Source organism: Luteimonas salinisoli, assembly GCF_013425525.1.
GTDB classification, from domain to species: Bacteria; Pseudomonadota; Gammaproteobacteria; order Xanthomonadales; family Xanthomonadaceae; genus Luteimonas; species Luteimonas salinisoli.
Genome location: NZ_JACCKA010000069.1, coordinates 5,308 through 31,760 on the forward strand (window position 1 = coordinate 5,308; position 26,453 = coordinate 31,760).

Here is a 26,453-nt window from a genome sequence, read left to right on the forward strand (position 1 = left end):
CTCCGCTACGTAGGCTCCGGAGCCGATAGCAGCGGAGCAAGCTCCGCTCTACGAGGGTTCGCCTGGGGAGCGCCGCTCCACGGGGAGCGACGCGCAGGTACGGACGCCGGGTCAGCGCAATGCGGCGTTGATCTCCGCCAGGGTCCCGGCGCCAGGACACAGCACGTCGGCCTGCAGCGAGTTGAGCGGCGCCGCCACGGTACCGAGATGGACGTGCAGGTCCTCCGCCTCCGGCTCGACGTAGAGCAGGCCGGTGACGATCTCGCCGCGGGAATGGCGCTGCTGGACCAGGTTCATCGCCGCGATCCGGTCGCGCGGATCGTAGCCGGCGTCGAGCTTGTGCAGTCGCAGCACCGAGCCGTCGTGGGCGGTCACGTCGATGCTTTGCCCGGCGCCGTAGTCGACCGCGATTTCCGTCCGCGCCGGGATCACGTCGAGCCGGTTCACCGCCTCGTTGTGGGCCCGGACGTAGTCGTAGCTGCGGGTGCTGCCGTCGTGGTTGTTGAAGGCGACGCAGGGGCTGACGATGTCGATGAAGGCGGCGCCGCGGTGCGACAGGGCCCCCTTGATCAGCGGCACCAGCTGGCGCTTGTCGCCGGAGAAGCCGCGGGCGACGTAGCTGGCGCCCAGCTGCAGCGCCATCGTCACCATGTCCAGCGCGCTGTCGCTGTTGGCCACGCCCCGCTTCGACACCGAGCCCTGGTCGGCGGTGGCCGAGAACTGCCCCTTGGTCAGGCCGTACACGCCGTTGTTCTCGACGATGTAGGCCATGTCCACGCCGCGGCGGATCGCGTGGACGAACTGTCCGATGCCGATCGAGGCCGAGTCACCGTCGCCGGACACGCCCAGGTAGATCAGCGCGCGGTTGGCCAGACTGGCGCCGGTGAGCACCGAGGGCATGCGCCCGTGCACGGTGTTGAAGCCGTGCGACTGGCCGAGGAAGTAGTCGGGGGTCTTGGAGCTGCAGCCGATGCCGGACAGTTTGGCGAGGCGGTGCGGCTGGATGTCCAGCTCCCAGCAAGCCTGGATGATCGCCGCCGAGATCGAATCGTGCCCGCAGCCGGCGCACAGGGTGCTGATCTTGCCCTCGTAGTCGCGGCGGGTGAAGCCGATGGCGTTGCAGGCCAGGGTCGGGTGGTGCAGCTTCGGCTTGGCGATGTAGGTCATGTTGCCTCCGTCTTCCAACCCGGCGAAACGATGGCCGCCCTCCCGTAGAGCGGAGCTTGCCCCGCTGCTCCCGGCTCCGGAGCCGACGACAGCGGAGCAAGCTCCGCTCTACGTGGTGCGGTGAGAGGACGATGCGACATCAGGCCACGTTGTGCCGTTTCGCCGCCGGCCGGATCTGCGCGGCGATCGCATCGGCGATGAAGCGCGCCGTGATCGGGGTGCCGTCGTAGTGCAACACCGGCACCAGGCGCGCCGGGTCGATGCCGAAGGCGTCGATGAGCAGCAGCCGCAGCTGGCCATCGCGGTTCTGCTCGACCACGAAAACCGTTTCGTGCGCGAGCACGAAGTCCCCCACCGCGTCCGGGAACGGGAACGCGCGCACGCGCAGCGTGTCCAGCCCGATGCCGGCCGTTTGCAGGCGGTCGATCGCCTCGGCCATCGCCGGGCTGGTGGAGCCGTAGAAGATCGCGCCGTGGCGCGCGGGCATCTCTGCGCATGCCAGCACCGGCTGCGGCACCAGCGCCTTGGCGCTGTCGAACTTCTTCAGCAGCCGCTGCATGTTGTAGACGTAGTCCGCCCCGCGCTCGGAATAGCGTGCGGCGGGATCGCGCGAGGTACCGCGGGTGAAGTACGCCCCTTTGTCCGGGTGCGTGCCCGGGTAGGTGCGCCACGGAATGCCGTCGCCGTCGACGTCCCTGTAGCGGGCGAACTCCCTGCCGGCCTCCAGGTCCTCCGCGGTCATCACCTTGCCGCGATCGTAGCCGCGCGCATCGTCCCATTCGAGCGGCGCGCACAGGCGCTGGTTCATGCCGATGTCCAGGTCGCTCATCACGAACACCGGCGTCTGCAGGCGATCGGCCAGGTCCAGCGCGCGCGCGGTGAAGTCGAAGCACTCGTGCGGGTCCTCGGGGAACAGCAGCACGTGCCGGGTATCCCCGTGCGAGGCGTAGGCGCAGGCGAGCACGTCCGATTGCTGGGTGCGGGTGGGCATGCCGGTGGAAGGGCCGCCGCGCTGCACGTCGATGATCGTCACCGGGATCTCGGCGAAATAGGCCAGGCCGATGAACTCGGCCATCAGCGAGATGCCGGGGCCGGCGGTGGCGGTGAACGCGCGCGCGCCGTTCCAGCCGGCGCCGACCACCATGCCGATCGAGGCGATCTCGTCCTCGGCCTGGATCACCGCATAGCGCGCGCGCCCTTCATCGTCGACGCGGTGCTTCCGGCAGTACCCCTGGAACGCTTCGGCCAGCGACGACGACGGCGTGATCGGGTACCAGGCGCAGACGGTGGCACCGCCGTACACGCAGCCCAGCGCGGCGGCGGCGTTGCCCTCGACGAAGATGCGCTCGCCGACGGCGTCCGCCCTGCGCACCCGCAGACCGATCGGATGCGCCAGGTGGTCGCGGACCCAGTCGCGGCCCAGGTGCAGCGCCGCCACGTTGGGCCCGAGCAGTTTCTCCTTGCCCCTGTACTGCTCGCCGATCAGCGTCTCGATGACCTCTGGATCGATCTCCAGCAGCGCGCTCAGCGCGCCCACGTACATGATGTTCTTGAACAGCTGGCGCTGGCGCGGGTCGTCGTAGGCCGCGTTGCAGAGCTCGGTCAGCGGCACGCCGATGACGGTGACGTCGTCGCGGGACCGCGACCGCGGCAGCGGCTTGCTGCTGTCGTGGAACAGGTAGCCGCCGGGCTCGATCTCGGCCAGGTCTTCGTCCCAGGTCTGGGGGTTCATCGCCACCATCAGGTCCACGCCGCCGCGCCGCCCCAGCCAGCCGCGCTCGCATACGCGCACCTCGTACCAGGTCGGCAGACCCTGGATGTTGGACGGAAAGATGTTGCGCGGGCCGACCGGCACGCCCATGCGCAGGATGCTCTTGGCGAACAGCTCGTTGGCGGAGGCCGAACCCGAACCGTTGACGTTGGCGAACTTCACGACGAAGTCGTTGACCGCCTGCAGCGGCGCATGGGCGGGCGTCATGCGGGCGCCCCCCGCCGTGCGACTTCCCCGCAGGCCGTGATGCCTTTCGTCGTCGTCCCGGCGCGGGCCGGGATCCAGGCCTGCGCACGTTCAGAGGCCGCGGTCCAGGATCCCGGCTTGCGCCGGGATGACGGACAAGGACGGAGGATCCTCCACCGGGCGATCACGCGGCTGCCTCGACCTTCGCACCGGGTCGGTCGCCGCCGGCGTGGACCTCCTGCAGCAGGAACTTCTGCATGTCCCAGGCGCCGGTCGGGCAGCGCTCGGCGCAAAGCCCGCAGTGCAGGCAGACGTCCTCGTCCTTGACCATCACCCGTGCGGTCTTGAGCGGCGCCGACACGTACAGGTCCTGCCCGGGATTCAGCGCCGGCGCGGTCAGGCGCCCGCGCAGCTCCTCCTCCGCGCCGTTGGCGGTGAAGGTGATGCAGTCGGTCGGACAGATGTCGACGCAGGCGTCGCACTCGATGCACTTGTCGCGGGCGAACACCGTCTGCACGTCGCAGTTGAGGCAGCGCTGGGTCTCCTTCCACGCGGTGGCGGCGTCGAAACCCAGCTCCACCTCGACGTGCATGCTGTCCAGCTTGCGCGCCGCCTCGGACCACGGCACCGCGTAGCGCTCGTCCGGCGAGACCGCGTTGTCGTAGCTCCATTCGTGGATGCCCATCTTCTGCGACGCCAGGGTCACGTCCGGCGCAGGGCGGACGTGCGGATCCTCCCCGTTCAGCAACCGATCGACCGAGATCGCCGCGGCGCGGCCGTGCGCCACCGCCCAGATGATGTTCTTCGGCCCGAACGCCGCGTCGCCGCCGAACAGGACGTGCGGCAGCGTCGACTGGAACGTGGCTTCGTCGACCTTCGGCATGCCCCATTCGTCGAAGGCGATGCCCAGGTCGCGCTCGATCCACGGGAACGCGTTCTCCTGTCCCACCGCGATCAGCACCTCGTCGCAGGGATGGAACTCGTCCGGCTCGCCGGTCGGCACCAGCCGGCGGCGGCCGTCGTCGCCGTATTCCACCCGCACCTTCCCGAAGGTCATACCGGTCAGCCTGCCGCTGGCATGGACGAAGGACTTGGGCACCCGGCAGTCGAGGATCGGGATGCCCTCGTGCATCGCGTCCTCCTTCTCCCAGGGACTGGCCTTCATCTGGTCGAAGCCGGAGCGCACGATCACCTTGACGTCCTCGCCGCCCAGGCGCCGCGCGCTGCGGCAGCAGTCCATCGCGGTATTGCCGCCGCCGAGCACCAGCACCCGGCGGCCGACCGCGGTCACGTGGCCGAAATAGACGTTGGCCAGCCAGTCCAGGCCGACGTGGATCTGCGCATCGGCCTCGCGCCGCCCGGGCAGGTCGAGGTCGCGCCCGCGCGGCGCGCCGCTGCCGACGAAGACGGCGTCGTAGCCTTGCGCCAGCAGGTCCTTCATCGAGTCGATGCGACGCCCGCCGACGAACTCCACGCCGAGATCGAGGATGTAGCCGGTCTCCTCGTCGATCACCGATTCCGGCAGGCGGAAGCGCGGCACCTGGGTGCGCATGAAGCCGCCGGCCTTGGGGTCGGCGTCGAACACGGTGACGTGGTAGCCGAGCGGCGCCAGGTCGCGCGCCAGCGTCAGCGAGGCCGGGCCGGCGCCGACGCAGGCCACGCGCCGGCCGTTCGGCTTCGCCGCCGGCTTGGGCATGCGCGCGCGCACGTCGCCCTTGAGGTCGGCGGCGACGCGCTTGAGCCGGCAGATCGCCACCGGCTCGGGTTTCGCGCCGTTGTTCTCCTCCACCCTGCCGCGCCGGCAGGCCGGCTCGCAGGGCCGATCGCAGGTGCGGCCGAGGATGCCGGGGAAGACGTTGCTGTGCCAGTTGACCATGTATGCGTCGGCATGGCGGCCGGCGGCGATCAGGCGGATGTACTCGGGCACCGGGGTATGCGCCGGGCACGCCCACTGGCAGTCCACCACCTTGTGGAAGACGTCCGGGTTGCCGATGTCGGTCGGTTGCACCGTCGTGAACCCCCGCGCTGGCAAGGCCGGGAGCGCCGGCCATCGCTTGCGCGCCCGAGTCTAGCGCCGAAACCGCAGCCGGGCATGCTGCAGGGCAACCGGGGCGCCGCGGCCGGTCGCTAGCCGGCCGCGGGCGCCACCCGCTCGTCGCTCCGCACCCGGAACCAGGCCGCGTACAGCGCCGGCAGGAAGATCAGGGTCAGCACCGTGGCCACGGTCAGCCCGCCCATGATCGCCACCGCCATCGGCCCGAAGAACACGCTGCGCGAGAGCGGCACCATCGCCAGGATCGCCGCTGCGGCGGTCAGCACGATGGGGCGGAAGCGGCGTACCGTCGCCTCGACGATGGCGTTCCAGCGGTCCACTCCGGCGCTCACGTCCTGCTCGATCTGGTCGACCAGGATCACCGCGTTGCGCATGATCATGCCGGCCAGCGCGATCGTGCCAAGCATCGCCACGAAGCCGAACGGCACCCGGAACAGCAGCAGGAACAGGGTCACCCCGATCAGCCCCAGCGGCGCGGTCAGCAGCACCAGGCCGGCGCGAGACAGGCTGCGCAGCTGCAGCATCAGCAGGGTCACCACCACGAACAGGAACAGCGGCATGCCGGCGGCGATCGAACGCTGCCCGCGGCCGGAGTCCTCGACCGTGCCGCCGGTCTCCAGCAGATAGCCCTGCGGCAGGCGGGCACGGACCTCGTCGAGGGTCGGCAGGATGCGGCCGACCACGGTGGGCGCGGTGTCGCCGTTGCGGATGTCGGCGCGCACGGTGACGGTGGGCAGGCGGTCGCGGTGCCAGATGATGCCGTCCTCGAACGCGTACTCGAGGGTCGCGATCTGCGACACCGGCACCGCCTCCCCGCCCTCGGTCGGCACCGCCAGGCTGCCGAGCATGTCGAGCCGCATGCGTTCGTCAGCAGGGCCGCGCATCAGCATCTCCACCAGCTCGTCGCCCTCGCGGTACACGCTCACTTGCAGCCCCGACAGCGAGCCGGACAGGAACCGGGCGACGTGCTGCGAGCTCACCCCCAGGGCGCGGGCGCGGTCCTGGTCGATGCGCAGCCGCACCACCTTGCTCGGCTCGTCCCAGTCGAGGTTGACGTTGGTGGTGGCGGGATCGGCCCGCACCCGCTCGGCCACCTCGCGCGCGATCGCCCGCACCCGCTCGACGTGCTCGCCCGAGACCCGCAGCTGCACCGGGTAGCCGACCGGCGGCCCGGTCTCCAGGCGGGTGACCCGCAGCTGCAGTTCGGGGAAGCCCGGCGCCACTTCGTCGATCAGCCACTGGCGGATCCGCTCGCGCGCCTCGACGTCGCGGGTCATCACCACGAACTGGGCGAAGTTCGCCTGCGGCAGCTGCTGGTCGAGCGGCAGGTAGAAGCGCGGCGAGCCGGTGCCGACGTAGGCCACGTAGTTCTCGATGCCGTCGTGGCCGTCGAGCAGCTGCTCCAGGCGTCGGGCCTGCACTTCGGTCGCGCGCAGCGAGCTGCCCTCGGCGAGCTCCACGTCGACCATCAGCTCGAGCCGGGTGGAGTCCGGGAAGAACTGCTGCGGCACGAAGCGGAACAACAGCACCGAGCCGAGGAGCAGCCCGGCGGTGGCGCCGATCACCAGCCAGCGATGCGCCAGGGTCCAGTGCAGCCAGCCGCGGAAGCGGCGATAGAACGGTCGCTGATAGGGGTCGTGCGGCCCGCGGTCGGCTGGCTGCGGCGCCAGTGCGAAGGCGAATGCGGGCCAGCGGTCGGCCAGGCGTTCGCGCCACGCCCGCCGCCGCGCCGCCAGCGAGCCCGGTGCCGGCGCCCGTGGGTGGGCGAGGTCCGGCAGCATGCGGTCGCCGAGCCAGGGGATGAACAGCACCGCCGCAACCCACGACACCACCAGCGCGATCGTCACCACCTGGAACAGCGAGCGGGTGTACTCGCCCGTCGACGACGCCGCGGTGGCGATGGGCAGAAAGCCGGCCGCGGTGATCAGGGTGCCGGTGAGCATCGGGAAGGCGGTGTGGTCCCAGGCGTAGCTCGCCGCCTTGAGCCGGCTGTCGCCCTGCTCCATCCTGACCGCCATCATCTCCACCGCGATGATCGCGTCGTCCACCAGCAGGCCGAGGGCCAGCACCAGCGCGCCCAGCGAGATCTTGTGCAGGCCGATGCTGAAGTAGTCCATGGCCGCGAACGTCATCGCCAGCACCAGCGGGATCGACACCGCCACCACCAGCCCGGTGCGGAACCCGAGCGAGAAGAAGCTCACCAGCAACACGATCGCCACGGCCTCGGCCAGCACCTTGACGAACTCGCCCACCGAGTCCTCGACCGCGCGCGGCTGGTCGGCGACCCGCCGCAGCTCCATGCCCACCGGCAGGGTCTCCTGCAGGCGCGCGAACTCGTGCTCCAGGCTCTCGCCCAGGCGCAGGATGTCGCCGCCCTCGTGCATCGCCACGGCGATGCCGATCGCGTCCTGGCCCATGAAGCGCATCCGCGGCGCGGCCGGATCGGCGAAGCCGCGGCTGACGGTGGCGATGTCGTCGAGGCGGATGGTGCGGTCGCCAGCGCGGATCGGGAACGCGCGGATCGCGTCGATCGAGTCGAAGGCGCCGTCCACGCGCAACCGCACGCGCTCGCCCGGGGTCTCGAAGAAACCCGCCCCGGCGACCGCGTTCTGCTCCGCCAGCGCCTGCTGCACCGCCTGCAGCGGAATGCCCAGCGTCGCCAGGCGGGCATTGTCGACCTCGATCCAGATCTTCTCGTCCTGCAACCCGACCAGTTCGACCTTGCCGACGTCGTCCAGGCGCTGCAGCTGCAGCTGCAGGCGGTCGGCGTAGTCCTTCATCACCGCGTAGTCGTAGCCGTCGCCGGTGAGCGCGTAGATGTTGCCGAAGGTGTCGCCGAACTCGTCGTTGAAGAACGGTCCCACCACGCCCTCGGGCAGGGTGGCGCGGATGTCGCCGACTTTCTTGCGCACCTGGTACCAGAGATCGGGGATCTCGCCGGAGCGCATCGAGTCGCGGGCCATGAAAATGACCTGCGACTCGCCGGGGCGCGAGTACGAGCGGATGAACTCGTAGTCGCCGGTCTCCATCAGTTTCTTCTCGATGCGCTCGGTGACCTGGCTGGCCACCTCCTCGGCCGTGGCGCCGGGCCACAGCGTGCGCACCACCATCGCCTTGAAGGTGAAGGGCGGGTCTTCGGACTGGCCCAGCCGCGTGTACGACCAGGCCCCGGCGATCGCCACCACCAGCATCGCGTACAGCACCAGGCCGCGGTTGCCGAGCGCCCATTCCGACAGGTTGAAGCGGCTCATGCAGCGCCCCCGGCGGCGACGGCATCGCCGGCCGCTTCAGCGGACTCCGGGCCGGGGCCGGGGGCGAGCGGCGCGCGCCTGCGGGCCGACTCGGGCCCACGAGGTGCCGCCGACCAGGCCCTGCAAGCCGACCGGCCGCCGAGAGCCACCGCACCGACGCGGGAGGTCCGCTGTATCGGCATCACCGCGTCTCACCGGCGGGTGGCTCATCGGCGGGTGCGTCGCCGGCGGACGCGAGCGGCCGGTTGTCGCGGTCGACCGGTACCACCGCCTGGCCCTCGCGCAGCAGGTGTCCGCCGGCGGCCACCACCAGCGCGCCCGGCCGCAACCCGGACAGGACCGGCACCCGTTCCGGACCGAATGCGCCCAGCTCCACCGCCACGCGCCGGGTCACGCCTTCCTTCGGATCCACCACCCAGACCACCGCACCGCCGTCCTCGCCGCGCTGTACCGCCGATAGCGGCACGCTGGTCGCCGAGGCGTCGGCGCCGCCGTCGAGGTAGACCCGCGCGCTCTGGCCCAGCGCCACGGCCCCCGCGGCCTCGTCGTCGAGCGCGACGCGGGCGGCATAGGTCCGGGCTTGGGGATCGGCGGCCGGCGCGATCTCGCGGATCCGCCCCGGCCAGCGGCGACCCGGCGCGCTCCACAGTTCGACCGCGACCTCCTGGCCGATCCGGAACCCATCGATCCGCGACTCCGGCAGCGCGATCCGCACCTCGCGGCCGCCGTCGACGGCCAGGGCATAGACGGCCTGCCCGGCGGCCAGCACCTGTCCGGCCTCGGCCTGGCGCTCGGTGATCACGCCATCGTCGGGGGCGCGCAGTTCCGTATAGCCGGCCTGGTTGCGCGCCACATCGAGCTGTGCTCGGGCGGCGCGGGCCTGCCCTTCCGCGGCGCGCAGGGCGGTGGTCTGGGCGTCGAGGGTCGAACGGCTGACCAGCTGCTCGGCGGCCAGGCGCCGGTAGCGCTCGTGGTCGGCGCGGGCGCGCTCCAGCTCGGCCTCGGCCGCCGCCGCCTGCGCGCCGGCGGACCGCGCCTGCAGGCGCTGGTCGCCCGGATCGAGTTCGGCCAGCAGGTCGCCGCGCCGTACCCGGGCGCCGGGATCGACATGGCGCCGGACCAGCTTGCCGCCGACCCGGAACGACAGCGTGCTTTCCTCGCGGGCGCGGATCTCGCCCGGCAGCGCCATCGCGGCCGCGGCAGCGCGGCCGCCGGCCCGCTCGACCAGCACCGGCCGGGGGGTGGCCTCCGGCACCGGCTCGCTGCCGCAACCGGCCAGCAGCGCCGAAATCACCAATGCGGCGGCGGTCTTCCCGTACATCGCGGAGCTCCGTGCCATTCCGGCAAATTAATGAACTGGAGCGTATAGTATAAATAACAAACTGGTTGGTCTAGTATTGACCGATGTCGCGAAAAAGCACGCCCAAGCCAGCCGCCAGCCCCGGCCGGCCCAAGGACCTGACCAAGCGCGCGGCGATCCTCGACGCCGCCGAGCGGATGTTCCTGCAGCACGGCTACGAGGGCGTGAGCATGGACCAGATCGCTGCCGAGGCCGGCGTCTCCAAGCTCACCGTATACAGCCACTTCGGCGACAAGGACGCCCTGTTCGCCGAGGCGGCCAGGGCCTATTGCGAACAGCAGATGCCGGCCTCGGTGTTCGCCCCTGCCCCCGGCACGCCGCTGCGCGAACGGTTGATGGAGATCGCGCGCGCCTTCTTCGCCATGGTCTTTTCGCCCGAGGCAGTCGCCGGCCACCGCCTGCTCTGCACCCCGCAGATGGTCGACAGGGGGCTGGCGAAGCTGTTCTGGGAAGGTGGCCCGATGCGGGTGCAGAGCGCGTTCGCCGAACTGCTGCGCCAGCGCACGGCCGCCGGCGAGCTGGAGATCGCCGACATCCCGCGCGCCTCGGCGCAGTTCTTCACCTTGCTCAAGGGCGACCTGCACGCGCGGCTGGTGTTCCAGTGCTGCGACGACGAGCAGATGTGCGAGGCCCACCGCGAGGCGCATATCGAAGCTTCGGTGGACATGTTCCTGCGCGCCTACGCGACTGCGGGGCAGGATTCGCGGCCGCGACCGTGACGCCGGTCGCGATGACTTATGGCACTCAGTGGCCGGGGCCGCGCGCGGCGATGCTGTCCGCGGCCGCAGCAGGCCCGCCGCAAGCAATGCCCGCTAAACTTGCGCCTCCCGCGCACGAGACCTTCCGATGACGATCGACTACGCCAAAGCCCGCGACACCATGGTCGAGCAGCAGATCCGGCCCTGGGACGTGCTGGACCAGCGCGTGCTCGACGTGCTGACCGAACTGCCGCGCGAGGCCTTCGTTGCCGAGCCCTACCGCGCGCTCGCCTATGCCGACATCGAGATCCCGCTGGGCCACGGCGAACGCATGCTCAAGCCGGTGCTCGCCGGCCGCATCCTGCAGTCGCTGGCAGCCGCCGCCGGCGAAGAGGTGCTGGAGATCGGCACCGGCAGCGGCTACCTGAGCGCCTGCCTGGGCCGCCTGGCGCGCGACGTGGTCAGCCTGGAGCGCCACGCCGATCTGGCCGAGGCCGCCCGCGGGCGCCTGCGCGCGCAGGGCATCGCCAACGTCGCGGTCGAGACTGCCGACGCCTTCTCCTGGGACACCGACCGCCGCTTCGATGCGATCTGCGTCAATGGCGCGGTCGACGGGCTCCCGTCACGGTTCCTCGCCTGGCTGCGTCCAGGCGGCAGGATCTTCGTCGTCCGCGGTCGCGCGCCCGCGATGGAAGCGGTGCTGGTGCGCAGCCGGGGCGGCGATGTCAACGCGCCCGTGACCGAATCGTTGTTCGAGACCGACCTTGGCTATCTCACCGGCGCCGCGCCGGTCCCCGAATTCCAGCTCTGATCCAGCTCCGACCCGGGCACCGCAGGCGTTTCCCTGCGCGCTCCTGCCACGCAAAGGACTTCCCATGCTCCGCCGCCCCCTCGCACTCGCCCTCACCCTCGCCCTGCTGCCGACCGCGGCCTTCGCCGAGGACCTGCTGCAGACCTACGAGCTGGCCCGCCTCGGCGACCCGCAACTGTCGATCTCCGAGTCCAACCGCGACATCGCCCGCGAAGGCCGGGTACAGGCGCGGGCGCAGCTGCTGCCGTCGATCAACGGCAACGCCTCCCTCAGCCGCAATTACGTGGCCGGAGCCGATGGCGACCTGCGCCGCCGCAGTGCCGGGGTGGACCTCAACCAGACGGTATTCGACCTCGGGCAGATCTCCAACCTGCGCGCGCAGTCCAAGCTCGACATCGCCGCCGGCTACGACCTCGACTCTGCCAACGACCAATTGATCACACGCACCTCGGCAGCCTACTTCGACGTGCTGGTGGCGATCGAGACCCTGGCCGCTGCCGAGGCCGCCGAGACCGCACTGCAGAAGCAGTACGACTTCGCCGACAAGCGCCTGGAAGTCGGCCTAGCACCGATCACCGACGTGCACGAGGCCCGCGCGCAGTACGACGGCGCCCGCGCCAACGTCATCCTCGCGCGCAACCAGCTCGAGGACGCTTACCAGGCCCTGGCCGAGATCACCGGCCAGCCGGTGCGCAACCTTCGCGCGCTGCCCGAGGACTTCCAGCCCGAGGTACCGGCGCAGGGCGGTGTCGAGGACTGGGTGGCCATGGCGATCGCCCAAAACCCGTCGCTGCGCGCCGCCGAATACGCGTACCAAGCGGCCGAGCACGGCGTCACCACGGCCAGGTCGGGCCATCTGCCGCGGATCACGCTCGGCGCCGGCTACAGCAACGGCGCGTCATGGGGCCGCCTCGCCGGCGACCCTGAAACAGGGCTGCAACCGGCCAACGAAGGCCACAACGTCGGCCTGACCCTGACCGTGCCGATCTTCAGCGGGGGCGCCACCCAGTCCGGCGTGCGGGAGGCCATCGCGCGGCGCGACATCTCCCTGGACCAAGTCGAGCAGACCCGACGTGCGCTCGAGCGCAACACCCGCAACGCCTACCAGACCGTGGTGGCCGGCGTGTCCGAGATCGAGGCAAGGCGCCAGGCGGTGGTCTCGGCGCGCAGCGCCTACGACGCCTCGCAGGTGGGCCTCGAGGTCGGCACCCGCACCGTGGTCGACGTGCTGATCAACCAGCAGACCCTGTTCAACGCCGAGCGCGAGTATGCGCTGGCCCGCTACAACTACTTGCAGAACCGACTCCTGCTGGCGCAGGCGGCGGGGTCGCTCGGCATCGACCAGGTGCGCGAGATCAACCTGCTGCTCACCGCCGACGCCGAGTCGCGCCTGGCCACCCCGGCCATGTAGAGCCGAGCTCGCTCGGCTGCGGCGGTCCAGCCGGCACGGCTGCCGCAACGGGCTCGGCGCGACTCTCGTGCCGCGATCGACGGCATCGATATGCGGCCCCGCACCCGCGGATGCGAGACCGCCGCCCTGGCGAAGCGCGCGGGCGCAGGCTCCGCTTTACGGCAGGTCGGCGTACACCACCGTCATGGTGCGGTCCACGGCGCCGCGGCCCTCCTCGACCAGGGCGGCGGCGGCGGCGGTCATCTCCGCGCGCCGCTGCGGGTCGCCGAGCAGTTCGGCGAGCGCCTCGCCCACGGCCTCGGCATCGGCGCCGATGCGCAGCCCGCCGGCGCGTTCCAGACGGCGCGCGATCTCGCTGAAGTTGTGCAGGTGCGGGCCGGTGACCATCGCCGTACCCACGGCCGCCGGCTCGAGCAGGTTGTGTCCGCCGACCTCCTGCAGGCTGCCGCCGACGAAGGCCGCGTCGGCGCAGCCGTAGAAGCTCATCAACTCGCCCAGGGTGTCGATCACGAACACCGCGTCCCCGGCGTCGGGCGCGCGGGTGAGCCGGCGCGTGGCGGTACGCCAGCCGGCATCCACCGCCTGCTGCGCCACCGCTCGAAACCGCTCCGGATGCCGCGGCGCCCACAGCAGCAGCAACTCCGGCCAGCGCCGGCGCAGCCGCCGGTGGATCTCCAGCACGGCCGCCTCCTCCTGCTCGTGCGTGCTCGCTGCGATCCAGACCGGGCGCCGGCCGACGCCGTCGCGGAACGCGCGCGCGAAGCCCGGCAGTTGCGGATCCACGGCGATGTCGTACTTGAGGTTGCCGGTGACCACGATCTGCCCCGCCTCGGCGCCGAGGCGCTGGAAGCGCCTGCCGTCGTCCGCCGACTGCGCAGCGATCACGCGCACGGTGCGCAGCGCGCGGCCGACCAGCGGCCGCAGCAGGCGGTAGCCGCGCAGCGAGCGCGCCGACAGCCGCGCGTTGACGATGTACACCGGCACGCCGCGATCGCGGCAGCAGAACAGCAGGTTCGGCCACAACTCGGTCTCGACGATCAGCCCGAGTTGCGGGCGATAGTGGTCGAGGAAGCGGCGCACCGCGCCGGACAGGTCGTAGGGCAGGTAGACGTGCTCCACCCGTTCGCCCCACAGCTTGGTCACCCGCGCCGAGCCGGTCGGGGTGATGGTGGTCACCAGCAGCCGCAGGTCGGGCCGCTGGTACAGCAGGGTGTCGACCAGCGGGGCAGCGGCGTTGACCTCGCCCACCGAGACCGCGTGCAGCCACACCGTTGCCGCCTGCGGCGCATCGGCGTAGGACGCGTAGCGCTCGCTCCAGCGCTGGAAGTACTCGGCCTGGCGGAATCCACGCCAGATCAGGTGATAGACCGTCACCGGCACCAGCACGTAGAGCACGGCCGAGTACAGGCCGCGCAGCAGGCGTTCGACGAGGGGCTCGGGCATCGGCGAAGGATACCGGGTGTGCCGTGAGCGGCGCGCCCGGATTCGCGCTGTCGCCGCGCCGGCGCGGCGGAGATTGCCTTGCAACTCCCGATCCCCGATTCCCGATTCCCGATTCCCGCAATCACGGCAGGTTCCACCCTGCCCCTACAATTCCCCGCATGACCGGCAAGGACCCCATTGGCCGCCCCCCCCTTGCGCCGCGGCACTGGCCCGCCTGGATCGGCATCGGCCTGATGGCGGCGCTCGCGCGCCTGCCCTGGTCCTGGCAGCGCGCGCTGGGACGCCTGCTCGGCGGCGCGCTGCGCGTGCTGCTGGCGTCGCGCCGCCGGGTAGCCGAACGCAATCTCGAACTGTGCTTTCCGGAACTCGACCCGAGTGCGCGCGCGGCGCTGCTGCGCGCGCACTTCGCCTCACTGGGCACCGGTGTGTTCGAGTTCGCCCGCGCCTGGTGGGGATCGGTGGCGCCGCTGCGGCGCGGCCTGGTGGTGGAAGGTCTGGAACACCTGCAGGCCGCGCGCGCCGGCGGCCGCGGGGTGATCGTGGTCTCCGGCCACTTCACCACCCTGGAGGTCTGCGGGCGGCTGATGTGCGATCACGCGCCGCTGGCCGGCATGTACCGCCCGCACTCCCAGCCGGCGATGGAATGGGCGGTCCGCCGCGGCCGCGCCCGCTATGCCGCGGCGATGTTCCCGAAGCAGGACGTGCGCGGCACGGTGCGGCACCTCAAGCGCGGCGGCCTGCTCTGGTACGCGCCCGACCAGGATCCGAGCCGCGGCGACGCGGTCTACGTGCCCTTCTTCGGCCAGCCGGCGCACAGCCTCACCTCCACCCACCAGCTGGCGCGGCTGTCGGGGGCCGCAGTGGTGCTGTTCCAGCACGAGCGCCGCGGCGACGGCGGCTACACGCTGCGGCTGCTGCCGGCGCTTGCGGAGTTCCCCTCGGGCGACGCGGCCGCCGATACCGCGCGGGTGGTGGCAGGCATCGAGACGATGGCCCGCGCGGCGCCGGCGCAGTACCTGTGGATCCACCGGCGCTTCAAGCGGCGGCCGGATGGGGGGGCGGTGTACTAGGGGCCGGGAATCGGGAATCGGGAATCGGGAATCGGGAAAAGCTTGCGTCCGTCGTCGACCTCCCGCCGGCTTCACGTCCGCCGGGAGCCCCCATCCATTCGGGAGCGCACCGTCCTGGATGCCGGAACAGCGCTTGCCTTCGAGGGCGGGCGGCGGAGGCGCGGTACGCCCGCTCTTACCTCTCCGCTACCGGCAACTGCTCCGCCCCTGTGTCGTTGCCGCCTCCATCGCCCATTCCCGACTCCCGATTCCCGATCCCCGGCTCCACACGCGCCAGCAGGCTGCCGGCGTAGAGCGCGGCCAGCAGCAGGGTGAGGCCGCCCCAGAAGGTGGAATAGAAGGCGAGGTGGGTGTTGAGCGGGAACACCGTGACCGCCAGCGCCAGCATCGCCGGACGCGCACGGTCGCGCGCCTCGGCGTCGGCATAGCGCCAGGCGCGCCAGGCCAGGGCGGCGCCGGCCAGCCACAACAGCAACCCCAGTCCCCCGGTCTCGCTGAGGATTTCCAGCACGATCTGGTGGGCATGCAGCGCCGGGCCATCGCCCCAGGCGGCCACCTTGCCGGCATGCGGGTCGCAGGCCGGGAAGGCCTCGCGGAAGGCGCGCGCACCGACCCCGTTAATCGGGCGCTCGCCAACCATGCACAGCGCCGCGCCCCAGATCCGCGTGCGTCCGGACAACGCCATGTCGACGCCGGACTCGTCGGCCGTGACCATCTGCGCGGTGCGCTCGATCCGGTCGCGCACCTGCGGCGAAGCCAGGGTGAGCAGGCCCACGGTCGCCACGCCGAATAGAAACACGCCAGCCAGCCGCTTCCAGCCGAGCAGGCGCCAGCCCGAGAACAGCAGCACCAGCGCAAAGGTCAGCCACGATGCCCGTGCGCCGGCCAACAGGATCACCAGCCCCAGCGCCACCGCCGCCAGGATCCAGCCGCCGCTGCCGAAGCGGCGCCCGGCGAAGTACAGCGCGAACGGCGACAGGCTCGCCAGCACCAGGCCGATCTTGAGGTTGCACGGGCCGAGCACGCCGCTCAGGCGGTCGACGGCGGCCACGTCCTCGGCCGAGCACATCGGCCGGCCGCTGATCAGCTGTTTGGCGGCATCGATCCCGAAGAACAGCGGGCTGGTGCCGAAGAACGCCTCGGCCAGGCCGTCCAGGGTCCAGATCCCCACGATCACCGCCAGCCCGCCGAAGGTGATGCGGCGGCCGCGCGCGGTGGCCACCGCCGAGGCCACCAGCCACAAGAACGGCAGGTAGCGCAGATCGACCACCGATTCGCGGAGCGCGCGGCCGCCGTCGACCGCCCCGATCGAGGAGAACAGTTCCGGCAGCCAGTAGGCGCAGAACAGCACGCTGGTCAACGCCCAGGCCTGCACGCTGAGCAGCGCGGTGCCGTTGGCGAAGCGCGCCATCAGCAGCCGCGCGATCGCCACCAGCGCGCCGAGCACCATCACGCCCTCGGCATAGCCCGGCGCCGGCCACAGCGCGACGAAGGCCAGCACCCAGTGCGGCGCCCAGCGCCAGCCCGGCACGGCGGGGGAACGGTCAGCGGCGGTCGAGTTCGGCATAGACGGCGAGGGTAGCGGCCTGCATGGCATCGAGGGTGTAGGGCATCGTAGCGGGAAGGACCGGGGCCTGTCCGAGCAGCAGGTGGGCGGCGGCGGCCAGTGCGGTGTCGTCGAACGGGACCACGGCGCCGCCGGGCTGCAGCTCGCGCAGCAGTTCCCCCACCCCGCCGTGGTCCCAGCCGAGCACCGGGCGCCCGACCGCCAGCGCCTCGATCACCGTGCGCCCGAACGCCTCCGGCTTGCGCGACAGCTGCAGCACCAGGTCGCTGGCGGCATAGGCCTCGGCGATGGCGGCGATCGGTGGGGTCATCGCCAGCGCTTCGCCGATGCCGAGGGCGGCGGCACGCTGCTCGAGTTCGACGAGATAGCGCTCGCGGCCCGGCTCGCGCGCGCCGGGCATCCACAACCGTGCGTCACGCCCTTCGGCGCGCAGCCGCGCCAGCAGCGCCAACGCGTCGGCGTGGCCCTTCAGGCGGGTGCCACGGCCGGGCAGCAGCAGCAGCGGCCCGTCCCCCGCCAACTGCGAATGCTCGACTGCGACGCGCGCGCGCGCGGCCGGGTCCGGCAGCGGCCGGGCGGGGAACGCGGCCGGGTCGATGCCGCGGGGAATGACCCGCAGCGTCGCCGCCGGAGTGTCCCGGTAGTGGTGCAACAGGTGCGCTCGCACCGTCGCCGACACGCAGATCACCCGTTCGCCGCGCGCCATGATCGCGCTGTAGCGCGAGGGCGAGTTGAGCCCGTGCGCGGTGGTGACCAAACGCGGGCGCGCGGCGGCGGGCATGCCGCGCAGCGCGCGCCAGCCGAGCCAGGCCGGCAGTCGCGAGCGCGCGTGCACGATGTCGGCGCCGGTGTCGGCGAACAACCGCCGCAGGGTGCGGACATGGCGCAGGGCGAGCAGCGACTTGCGGCCGATATCGAGCGCGACGTGCTCGGCGCCGGTGTCGCGCAGCGCCGGCAACAGCCGCCCCCCGGCCGAGACCACCACCGCGCGGTGGCCCGCCCGCACCAGGGCCCCGGCGATTTCCAGGGTGGAGCGTTCGACGCCGCCGGACTCCAGCGCCGGCAGCAGCTGCACCACGGTCAACCCAGGTTCGGCGGCAGGCATCTGCAGGACCGGGCCGGTGCGGCGCCGCCGCGCCGTCGGTCAGTCGACCAGCACGAAGTGGGCGCCGCAGTACGGGCAGTCGGACTCGCCGCCCTCCGCTTCGATCGGCAGGTACACGCGCGGATGCGAATTCCACAGGGCCATCGCCGGCAGCGGGCAGCTCAGCGGCAGATCGGCGCGGCGGACCTCGTAGCGCTGTCGGGCGTTGGCTTGCTCGGGAAGGACTTCGGCTGCGGACATGACGGGAAACCGGGCGGGACAGGCCGCCAGTCTACCGCCCCGCGCCGTGGCTGCGGCGCATGCCCGCGTCGAGGCGTCAGCGCAGCCAGCCCCGCGCCGCGGCGCGGTTCGCGTACCAGACCAGGAACCCGGCGATGGCGACGATCAACAGGGTCATCGGCAGTCCGGATGCGCCGGAGACCGCCCACGCCGGGGTCAGCGCGTAGACGCCGGCCATCTGCACCACCACCGCCAGCAGCGAAACGGCGAACGCCGCCACCGCCCAGCGCCGCCGCAGCAGCAGGGCGAGCGACCCGAGCACGCCGCCGAACACCGCCACGCCGTACGGGATGTCCAGCCAGGCCGGCATCACCGCATAGATCTGCTGCTGTTCGGGCGGCAGCGCCGCGATCTGCTCCGGGCCCATGTTCGTCTGCAGGAAGAACATCGCCACGCCGATCAGGTTCCAGACCAGCGCGAGCGCCGCGACCACCCAGAACGTGGTCGGCACCTTCGTCGTGTCCATGCTCCCTCCCCGGGATCGTCAGGCGACGGCGCCGAGCCTACTCCCGGCCCGCGGCGCCATCCAGTGCCCCGGGGCCTACAGCCACCCCTTCTGCCGCGCCAGCCGGTAGGCCTCGATACGGTTGCCCACCCCGAGCTTGCCGATCGCCTCGGACAGGTAGTTGCGTACTGTGCCCTGCGACAGCCCCAGCTGGCCGGCGATCTCCGCCGCCGAGCGTCCCTCGCCGGCCAGGCGCAGCACCTGGCGCTCGCGATCGCTGAGCGGGTCGGCCTCGGACCATGCCTCCAGCGCCAGCTGCGGGTCCAGCGCACGGCCGCCGCGATGCACCTTGCGCAACGCCTCGGCCAGGTCTTCCGCCGGGGCGTCCTTGAGCAGGTAGCCAGAGACGCCGGCGTCGAGCGCCCGGCGCAGGAAGCCGGGCCGGGCGAACGTGGTGACGATCACGACCTTCACCGGCAATTCGTGGCGCTGGATGCGCTGCGCCAGTTCCAGGCCGGTCAGCCCCGGCATCTCGATGTCGGTGACCAGCACGTCGGGCCGCAGCCGCTGCAGCTCGCGCCAGGCGCTCTCGCCCTCGGCGCACGCGCCCAGCACTTCGATGTCCTGCTCCAGCCCCAGCAGCGCCGACAGCGCGCCGCGCACCAGCGCCTGGTCCTCGGCGAGCAGCACGCGGATCATCGGCGGTACGGTCGTAGGACGGGCATCGGCGCAACATAGCAGAGCGGACGCGGCGCGCGCCGCGTCCTCCATCGCGCCTGGTCGAATCGAATCGAATCGGGTCGGCTCGGTGCGACGATCCTCCATGCATCGCCGCGATCAAGCGGCACCCTGCTCCTGGACGCCGAGCGGCACCCGCGCCTCGATCCGGGTACCGCCGCCCGGAGCCGGCTCGATGCACAGGCGGCCGCGCGCCGCCTCCAGCCGCTCGCGCATTCCCCCCAGGCCGTTGCCGGGGACGATGGCCCCGCCGCGCCCGTCGTCGACGATGCACAGCACCGCCTCGCCATCCTCCAGGGCGAGACGCACCTCCGCATGGTTCGCGCGCGCGTGGCGCTGGATGTTGGTGACCGCCTCGCGCACGGTCAGCGCCAGCGCCGTCTCGACGCCGGGCGGGAGCGCCGCCGCGCCGGCGTCGCCGTCGACGCGGTAGCCGAACGCCACGCCGTCGGTTTCCAGCAGCAGCCGCGCCGATGCCAGCTCCGCGGCAATGCCGGCAGCGCGGATGCCGCTGACCGCGCGCCGCACCTGCGCCAGCGCATCGCGGGCACCGCGCGCGACCTGCTCGATCTCGGCGCGCGCCGCGTTGGGATCGCGCGCCACCAATCGGGCGGCCAGATCCGACTTCAACGCCACCATCGACAGGGTGTGGCCCAGCAGGTCGTGCAGGTCGCGGCCGATGCGCTCGCGCTCGGCGGTGGCGGCCAGCCGCCGCACCTCGTCGTGGGACAGCTTGAGCGCGCGATCATTGCGTTGCCCGATGCGCTCGACGTGGACGACGACGCCGACGACCAGCGTGACCAGCGGCATCGCCAGCAGCGTTCGCCACGGGTAGCCGAGCCACAGCGCCCAGCCGATCAGGATGCCATTGAGCGCCAGCAATAGCCCGAGGTAGGGCAGCGCGCGCATGCGCTGCGGATGCAGCAGCACGCAGCCGAACACGAAATAGCTCAGGCCGGCCGGATACCAGGGCAGCAGCGCCAGGCTCATGGCGACCATCGCCACCGCATGGCGGTGCGCGGTGCGCGCCGGCGCCAGCAGCACCCGCGCATAGAGCAGCAGGAACAGCGGATAGGACGCCAGCGTGAGCAGCAGCCAGCGCAGGTCGTAGCCGTGGGGGGTGAACGCCGGGGTGATGAAGATCCACACCGACCAGAGCAGGTGGACGGCCTCGATCCAAGGCGACTTGCCCAGACGCATGGCGTGCCCGACCACCGAGTCGGCGGCCGGGCGTAGCCATCGCGGCAGCCGGTCGGGATTCATGCCGGCATCATGCCATCGACTCAGCGCAACTCGAGATCGTCGAGCAGGAACCGGAACCGACCGGCGGGCATCCCGGCGGTGAAGGCGATGCCGCGCAGGCGCGTGAGGTCGGCGCCGGCGAAGCCGCCCATGTCCAGACGCACCTCGCTCCATTCCGGTCCCGCCTCGAAGGTCTGCATCGCGGGCATCCCCTGCATCGACTCCCCGGAGAACAGCAGCACGCTGTAGCGCCGGCCGTCGCCGCGCACCTTGAACACCAGGGTCGAGCGCGACGACAGGTCGACCGCCTCCATCGGCGCGCCGCCGGGCCAGAACATCGCCCCCGCCCAGGGATGGACGAAGCCCGCGCGCACCTCGCCTTCCACCGCCAGCGCGCCGCGCGACCCACCGGCACCGCCGGCGACGATCCGGTGTTCGACCTCCGATGCGCCGCCGGCCATGCGGTCGGTGGTCGGCTGCCAGCTGCCGAACGCGGCCTCTGCCGCCCCCGCCTCGAAGTCGCTGACCAGCGCGCCCGCCGGGGCGACCGCGATCGCGGCGCCGCCGGGATCGCGCTCGACGCGGCGGCCGTTCTTCCACACCCCGGCGATGGCGCGCGTGGCCGTGATATCGGTCTGCGGATCGCCCTCGACCAGCACCAGATCGGCGCGCATCCCGGGGGCGATGCGGCCGCGGTCGCCCAACCCGAAGTGGCGTGCCGGCAGCGAGGTGGCGGCGGCCAGCGCCTGCACCGGCGACAGGCCGGCGCGCACCAGCAGCGCCAGTTCGCCATGCAGACTGGCGCCGTGGGCGGTGCCGGGGTTGAGCGCATCGGTACCGGCAAGGATCGGCACACCCGCAGCGTGCAGCCTGCGCACGCTCTCCAGTGCATGGTCCAGCGCCTGGCCGCGGCCGCCGCCCCACGGCGGCACGGCCTCCAGCGACTCGCGCTGCGCCTGCGTCAGCAGCGGCCCCAGCCGCGAATCCTCCACCAGCGCCGGGCCGTCGCTGCGCCCCGAAAACGAGGCCAGCACCGACAGCGTCGGCACCACGAACGCACCGCCGTCGCGGGCGGCGGCGACGAGCGCGTCGTCGGCCGCTTCGTCCACGAACACGTGCACCAGCCCGTCGGCGCCCGCCGCCAGCGCGTGGCGCGCGTCTTCCTGCGCCGAGACGTGCACCAGCGCCAGCCGGTCGGCAGCATGGGCGGCGGCGACGACCTGCTGCACCTGTGCCGGCGACAGCGTCGGCAACCGGCGTTCGCTGCCGTGGGCGGCGAGGTCCTCGACGATCAACTTGATGTAGTCGGCGCCCTCGGCCACGCGCGCGGCGACGAAGGCGGGAACATCGGTATCGGCGTCGACGGTCGGCACCGGGAAGCCGTACTGGGTGCCGTGGCCGTCCGGCGCGGTGATCGCGTAGCCCGCCGCCCACAGGTCGGCGCGGTCGCCGCGGTCCAGAGACTCGCGCTGCGCGCGCATCGCCGGCAGCCGGTCCGCCATGCCGTGCATGTCGAGCATGGTGGTGACGCCGAAGCGCACCGCGTCGCGCTGCGCGTCGCCCCAGGCATGCACATGCGCGTCGATCAGGCCGGGCAGCAGGGTGCGTCCGGCGCCGTCGATCACCGGCACTCCTGCTGGCGCCACGGCATCGGCCGCGACCGCGGCGACCCGTCCCTCGCGTACCACCACCGTGACCGGACCGAGATCGCGCTCGCCGTCGAACACCCGCACGTCGCGGATCGCGAAGCCGTCGACATCGCCGGGAGCGGCACCCCCGTCTGGCCCGCCGCGTGCGACGGCGAGGCCGAGCACGGCGACCAGCGCGCCCAGGGCGAGGAATTCAGGCAGTCTTGTCATCGTTGGCTCCAGTATGTGTGTCGACGGGTTCAGCCCACCGTCGCCAGGCGGCGGTGCGCGAGCAGGAAGAACGCCAGCGTGACCAGCACCAGTACCGCCAGGTGCAACCACAGGCTGTCGCCCGCATCGCTGCCGACCGCCTTCAACGCCACCTGGCCGAGGTGGAAGGCGGGCCAGGCCGGCGCCATCGCCGCCAGCGGGCCGGGCAGCACCGCCAGCGGCAGCAGCAGGCCGGACAGGAACGCCATCGGCAGGAACAGCAGGTTGATCAGCCCCGGTGCGGCGTTGCCGCTGACCAGCGAACCCAGATACATGCCGAGCGCGCAGAACGGCAGCACCCCGAGCGCGCTCACCGCCAGCAGCAGCGCCCAGGTGGCGGCCGGAAGCACCACGCCGGCGACGCCGGCGGCCAGCACCATGAGCAGCAGCGCGACCATGATCGCGAACAACACCGCCATCGCCATCCGCGCCAGCAGCCATGCGCCGGGCGGCAGCGGCAGCGCACGCTTGAGCTGCAGGAATCCCTGCTCCCGGTCCATCGCGGTGGTGACGCCGAAGCCGAACAATCCGGCGCCGATGACGCCGAAGGCGCAGTAGTTGGCGAGCAGCGCCGGACCCGCGGCGCCGCGGCCGCTGCCCAGCAGCACCGCGAACAGCAGATAGAACAGCGCCGGGAACAGCAGCGTCGGCAGGACGTACATCGGCTCGCGCAGCAGGCGCAGGAACTCGCAGCGCGCCTCGAGGAGGTAGCTGCGCCAGCGCGGTGCAGCCGCGGACAGATGCGTGGATCGGATATGCGCGTTCATCAGGCAGCCTCCGGCAGCGGTTCGCGGCCGAGTTCGAGGAACGCCTCGGCGAGACTTGCGCGGCGCACCTCGAGCTCGCTCAGCCCCGAGTCCTCGTCGAGCAGCCGCCGCACCACGGCCTCGGCCCCGGCGGTCACGATCTCCAGGGTGTCGTCCAGGCGCACCGCGCTGCGCACCTGCGGCCAGCCCGCGACCACGGCGGCATCGAGCGTCGACACGCAGCGGATCCGCTGCTGCACCACCCGCGCGCGGATCTGCGCCACGCTCCCTTCGGCGGCGACGCGGCCGGCGTCGAGCATCACCACGCGATCGGCCAGGGCCTCGGCTTCCTCCAGGTAGTGCGTGGTCAGCAGCACCGCGCTGCCCTGCGCCACCAGTTCGCGCACCGCCCGCCAGACCTGCTCGCGCGCCTGGATGTCGAGCCCGGTGGTCGGCTCGTCGAGGAACAGCAGCCGCGGCCGCCCGCAGATCGCCAGCGCGAACTGCACCCGCCGCTGCTGCCCGCCGGAGAGCCTGCCGTACCTGCGCCCGAGCAGGCCCTCCAGGCCGGCCAGCGCGACGCAGTCGGCGACGCTGCGCGGCGCCGGGTAGTAGCTGCGGGTCAGTTGCAGCAGTTCCCCGACGCGCAGCGTGGCCGGAATGCCCGCGGCCTGCAGCATCACCCCGGCGCCGCGGCGCGCCGCCAGCGCGCTGGGCGGCATGCCGAACAGGCGCGCCCGGCCGGCGTCGGGCTGCAGCAGCCCCAGCAGCAGGCCCACCGCCGTGCTCTTGCCGGCGCCGTTGGCGCCGAGCAGCGCCACCACCTCGCCGCCGCGGAGCGACAGGTCGACGCCGTCGAGCGCGCAGGTCCCGCCATAGCGCTTTGCGGCCGCGCTCAGCTGCGCCAGCGTGGAATCGTCGTCTGCCATCGTCGCTTGCCCTCATGACCGGATGACGCCATGCTCGGCCCCGGGGCCCGATGCCGGCAGTGGCCGGGATCAGGAAAAGCGGATGACAACCGTCAGGTGATCGCCGGCGGGATCCGCGGCAGTCTGTGCCGACGCCGCCCTGCCGCGGCGGGCAGCCGATGACTTCCGGCAACTGGCGCCGGCGCCTCGCCCGGTCACACTCGCACCGCATCCTCCGTCCAAAGCCGCATGAACAGCCAAGCCGATCTGCTCAAGGAACTGCGCATCGACCGCAAGCCCGGTCCGCCGCCCTCGCGGCGCGGCCTGTGGATCGCGATCGCCGTGGTGGTGGCGCTGCTGGTGGTGGCCCTTGCCGCGTGGGCGCTGTTCGCCCGCGACGGCGCCATCGAGGTGCGCACCGCGCCGGTGGTGGCCAGCGGCGGCGGCGGTGCCGGGGCCTCAGTGCTCGACGCCAGCGGCTACGTGGTGGCGCGGCGCATGGCCACGGTCTCCGCCAAGATCACCGGTCGCGTGCGCGAGGTCCTGATCGAGGAAGGCATGCGGGTCGAGGAAGGCCAAGTGATGGCCACGCTGGACCCCATCGACGCCGACGCCCAGCGCAGCCTGACCTCGGCGCAGCTGGCCGCGGCGCGCACACAGGTCGGCAACGTCCAGGCGCAGCTGAAAGAGGCCGAGGCCAACGCGCGCCGCCTCGCCACGCTGGTCGAGCAGCAATTGGTCTCGCGCTCGCAGTACGAGCAGGCGGTGGCGCAACGCGACTCGCTGCGCGCGCAACTGGCGTCGGCGCAGCGCAACGTCGATGTCGCCGCGGACCAGCTGAAGATCGCCGACATCGGCGTCGACAACACCGTGGTGCGCGCCCCGTTCGACGGCGTGGTGGTGGCCAAGGCGGCGCAGCCGGGCGAGATCGTCTCCCCGCTCTCGGCCGGAGGCGGCTTCACCCGCACCGGCATCGGCACCGTGGTCGACATGGATTCGCTGGAGATCGAGGTGGACGTGGGCGAGGCCTATATCGGCCGGGTCAAGCCGAAGATGCCGGTGGAGGCGACGCTCAATGCCTATCCCGACTGGAAGATCCCCGCCGAGGTGATCGCCATCGTCCCCACCGCCGACCGCGGCAAGGCCACGGTGAAGGTGCGCGTCGCGCTGAAGGAGAAAGACCCCCGCATCGTGCCGGACATGGGTGCCTCGGTGAGCTTCCTGGAGCAGGCGCGCCCCGAGGGCGAGGCGCAGCGCCGCACGCTCCGCGTGCCGGCCGCGGCGGTGGTAGAGCGCGACGGCGACACGGTCGCGTTCGCGCTGGCCGGCGAGGACCGGGTCGAGCGGCGGGTGCTGCAGGTCGCGGGCGGCGCCGGCGAGCAGCGCGAGGTGCTCTCGGGGCTGGCGCCCGGCGACGAGGTGGTGCTCGACCCGCCCGCCGACCTGGCCGACGGCGACAGGATCCGCATCGCACAGCAGTAGGGCCGGCGTTGGCGCTTGCGCCCCCCGGCCGTGACATTCCAGCCGCCTGCCGCGAACCACGCACAGGCAACTGCAGGCCGGGCGACGGCCATTCCCGCAGACTACGAGGCAACGCCGATGACATCCCTGGTTTCGATCCGCAACCTGACCAAGACCTACCAGCGCGGTCCCGAGAAGATCGAGGTGCTGCACGGCATCGACCTGGAGATCGAGGCCGGCGATTTCGTCGCGCTGATGGGCCCATCCGGCTCGGGCAAGACCACCCTGCTCAACCTGATCGGCGGGCTGGATACCCCGACCTCCGGCGAGATCGAGGTTGCCGGCGAGCGCATCGACCGGATGGGCGCCGGCCAGCTGTCCACCTGGCGCAGCGGCAACGTCGGCTACGTGTTCCAGTTCTACAACCTGATGCCGGCGCTGACCGCGCAGAAGAACGTCGAACTGCCGCTGCTGCTCACCAAGCTCGGCGGCGCGCAGCGCAAGCGCAACGCCGAGATCGCCCTGACCCTGGTGGGCCTGGCCGACCGCACCCGGCACAAGCCGATGGAGCTGTCCGGCGGCCAGCAGCAGCGCGTGGCGATCGCCCGCGCGATCGTCTCCGATCCCACCCTGCTGATCTGCGACGAGCCCACTGGCGACCTCGACCGCCAGTCGGCGGAAGAGATCCTCGGCCTGCTGCAGACGCTCAACCGCGAGCACGGCAAGACCATCGTCATGGTCACCCACGACCCCAAGGCCGCCGAGCACGCCTCGCACACCCTGCACCTGGACAAGGGCACGCTGGTCGAAGCCCCGGCCCAGGCCGCCTGACCGGGAGATGCC

General features: G+C 72.1%; 21 protein-coding genes. 6 read left to right on the forward strand and 15 right to left on the reverse strand.

Features of this window, described 5'->3' with window-relative positions; translation table 11 throughout:
* Positions 1 to 111: 111 nt before the first annotated feature.
* The 5 genes from H0E84_RS11210 to H0E84_RS11230 form a co-directional block, all read right to left on the reverse strand.
* Positions 112 to 1,167 carry a 2-oxoacid:ferredoxin oxidoreductase subunit beta gene (locus tag H0E84_RS11210; protein ID WP_180678735.1) on the reverse strand — a complete coding sequence of 352 codons (1,056 nt, stop codon included), beginning with the start codon at positions 1,165 to 1,167 and terminating at the stop codon, positions 112 to 114.
* Positions 1,168 to 1,306: 139 nt separating this feature from the next.
* Positions 1,307 to 3,145 carry a 2-oxoacid:acceptor oxidoreductase subunit alpha gene (locus H0E84_RS11215; RefSeq protein WP_180678736.1) on the reverse strand — a complete coding sequence of 613 codons (1,839 nt, stop codon included), beginning with the start codon at positions 3,143 to 3,145 and terminating at the stop codon, positions 1,307 to 1,309.
* A 163-nt stretch (positions 3,146 to 3,308) separates the two neighbouring features.
* Positions 3,309 to 5,132 (reverse strand): FAD-dependent oxidoreductase, encoded by a 1,824-nt coding sequence (locus H0E84_RS11220; protein WP_180678737.1) that lies wholly within the window; start codon positions 5,130 to 5,132, stop codon positions 3,309 to 3,311.
* Between the two features lie 119 nt (positions 5,133 to 5,251).
* Positions 5,252 to 8,428, reverse strand: a complete 3,177-nt coding sequence (locus H0E84_RS11225) for an efflux RND transporter permease subunit (protein WP_180678738.1) — start codon at positions 8,426 to 8,428, stop codon at positions 5,252 to 5,254.
* 181 nt (positions 8,429 to 8,609) lie between these two features.
* Entirely contained in the window at positions 8,610 to 9,749 is a 1,140-nt protein-coding gene (locus tag H0E84_RS11230; protein ID WP_180678739.1) for an efflux RND transporter periplasmic adaptor subunit, read from the reverse strand.
* Positions 9,750 to 9,832: 83 nt separating this feature from the next.
* On the opposite strand from H0E84_RS11230, the gene H0E84_RS11235 reads away from it, so the two are divergent.
* The 3 genes from H0E84_RS11235 (at position 9,833) to H0E84_RS11245 (ending at position 12,708) form a co-directional block, all read left to right on the forward strand.
* Complete coding sequence (locus H0E84_RS11235; RefSeq protein ID WP_180678740.1) at positions 9,833 to 10,507, forward strand: TetR/AcrR family transcriptional regulator; 675 nt, start codon at positions 9,833 to 9,835, stop codon at positions 10,505 to 10,507.
* A gap of 127 nt (positions 10,508 to 10,634) precedes the next feature.
* Positions 10,635 to 11,297: a protein-L-isoaspartate O-methyltransferase family protein gene (locus H0E84_RS11240; protein ID WP_180678741.1), complete on the forward strand. Its 663-nt coding sequence runs from the start codon at positions 10,635 to 10,637 to the stop codon at positions 11,295 to 11,297.
* A 64-nt stretch (positions 11,298 to 11,361) separates the two neighbouring features.
* Positions 11,362 to 12,708 carry a TolC family outer membrane protein gene (locus H0E84_RS11245; protein ID WP_180678742.1) on the forward strand — a complete coding sequence of 449 codons (1,347 nt, stop codon included), beginning with the start codon at positions 11,362 to 11,364 and terminating at the stop codon, positions 12,706 to 12,708.
* A gap of 156 nt (positions 12,709 to 12,864) precedes the next feature.
* Here the strand turns inward: H0E84_RS11245 and waaA are convergent, their stop codons facing one another.
* Positions 12,865 to 14,151, reverse strand: coding sequence for a lipid IV(A) 3-deoxy-D-manno-octulosonic acid transferase (gene waaA, locus H0E84_RS11250; RefSeq protein WP_180678743.1), 1,287 nt, complete (start codon positions 14,149 to 14,151; stop codon positions 12,865 to 12,867).
* Between the two features lie 158 nt (positions 14,152 to 14,309).
* Between waaA and lpxL the strand changes: the two genes are divergently transcribed.
* Positions 14,310 to 15,221: an LpxL/LpxP family Kdo(2)-lipid IV(A) lauroyl/palmitoleoyl acyltransferase gene (gene lpxL / locus H0E84_RS11255; RefSeq protein ID WP_180678744.1), complete on the forward strand. Its 912-nt coding sequence runs from the start codon at positions 14,310 to 14,312 to the stop codon at positions 15,219 to 15,221.
* A gap of 175 nt (positions 15,222 to 15,396) precedes the next feature.
* Here the strand turns inward: lpxL and H0E84_RS11260 are convergent, their stop codons facing one another.
* The 9 genes from H0E84_RS11260 to H0E84_RS11300 form a co-directional block, all read right to left on the reverse strand.
* A complete protein-coding gene (locus H0E84_RS11260; RefSeq protein WP_180678745.1) occupies positions 15,397 to 16,788 on the reverse strand; it encodes an O-antigen ligase family protein in 1,392 nt (463 codons plus the stop codon).
* Positions 16,766 to 17,893, reverse strand: coding sequence for a glycosyltransferase (locus H0E84_RS11265; protein ID WP_180678746.1), 1,128 nt, complete (start codon positions 17,891 to 17,893; stop codon positions 16,766 to 16,768). Before H0E84_RS11265 ends, H0E84_RS11260 begins: the two co-directional genes overlap by 23 nt.
* Positions 17,894 to 17,932: 39 nt before the next feature.
* Positions 17,933 to 18,133: a zinc-finger domain-containing protein gene (locus H0E84_RS11270; protein ID WP_180678747.1), complete on the reverse strand. Its 201-nt coding sequence runs from the start codon at positions 18,131 to 18,133 to the stop codon at positions 17,933 to 17,935.
* A 76-nt stretch (positions 18,134 to 18,209) separates the two neighbouring features.
* Entirely contained in the window at positions 18,210 to 18,638 is a 429-nt protein-coding gene (locus H0E84_RS11275) for a hypothetical protein (RefSeq protein ID WP_180678748.1), read from the reverse strand.
* A gap of 75 nt (positions 18,639 to 18,713) precedes the next feature.
* Positions 18,714 to 19,316 carry a response regulator transcription factor gene (locus H0E84_RS11280; protein ID WP_180678749.1) on the reverse strand — a complete coding sequence of 201 codons (603 nt, stop codon included), beginning with the start codon at positions 19,314 to 19,316 and terminating at the stop codon, positions 18,714 to 18,716.
* Positions 19,317 to 19,454: 138 nt separating this feature from the next.
* The gene (locus tag H0E84_RS11285; RefSeq protein ID WP_180678750.1) at positions 19,455 to 20,618 is read right to left on the reverse strand and encodes a sensor histidine kinase; all 1,164 of its coding nucleotides are present in this window, start codon (positions 20,616 to 20,618) and stop codon (positions 19,455 to 19,457) included.
* A gap of 20 nt (positions 20,619 to 20,638) precedes the next feature.
* Positions 20,639 to 22,456 (reverse strand): CIA30 family protein, encoded by a 1,818-nt coding sequence (locus H0E84_RS11290; RefSeq protein ID WP_180678751.1) that lies wholly within the window; start codon positions 22,454 to 22,456, stop codon positions 20,639 to 20,641.
* Positions 22,457 to 22,485: 29 nt separating this feature from the next.
* Complete coding sequence (locus H0E84_RS11295; RefSeq protein WP_180678752.1) at positions 22,486 to 23,262, reverse strand: ABC transporter permease; 777 nt, start codon at positions 23,260 to 23,262, stop codon at positions 22,486 to 22,488.
* Positions 23,262 to 24,170 (reverse strand): ABC transporter ATP-binding protein, encoded by a 909-nt coding sequence (locus H0E84_RS11300; protein ID WP_180678753.1) that lies wholly within the window; start codon positions 24,168 to 24,170, stop codon positions 23,262 to 23,264. The genes H0E84_RS11295 and H0E84_RS11300 overlap by 1 nt, the downstream gene beginning before the upstream one ends.
* Before the next feature lie 228 nt (positions 24,171 to 24,398).
* On the opposite strand from H0E84_RS11300, the gene H0E84_RS11305 reads away from it, so the two are divergent.
* A complete protein-coding gene (locus H0E84_RS11305) occupies positions 24,399 to 25,631 on the forward strand; it encodes an efflux RND transporter periplasmic adaptor subunit (protein ID WP_180678754.1) in 1,233 nt (410 codons plus the stop codon).
* 117 nt (positions 25,632 to 25,748) lie between these two features.
* Positions 25,749 to 26,441 (forward strand): ABC transporter ATP-binding protein, encoded by a 693-nt coding sequence (locus H0E84_RS11310; RefSeq protein WP_180678755.1) that lies wholly within the window; start codon positions 25,749 to 25,751, stop codon positions 26,439 to 26,441.
* The last annotated feature ends 12 nt before the right edge of the window (positions 26,442 to 26,453 follow it).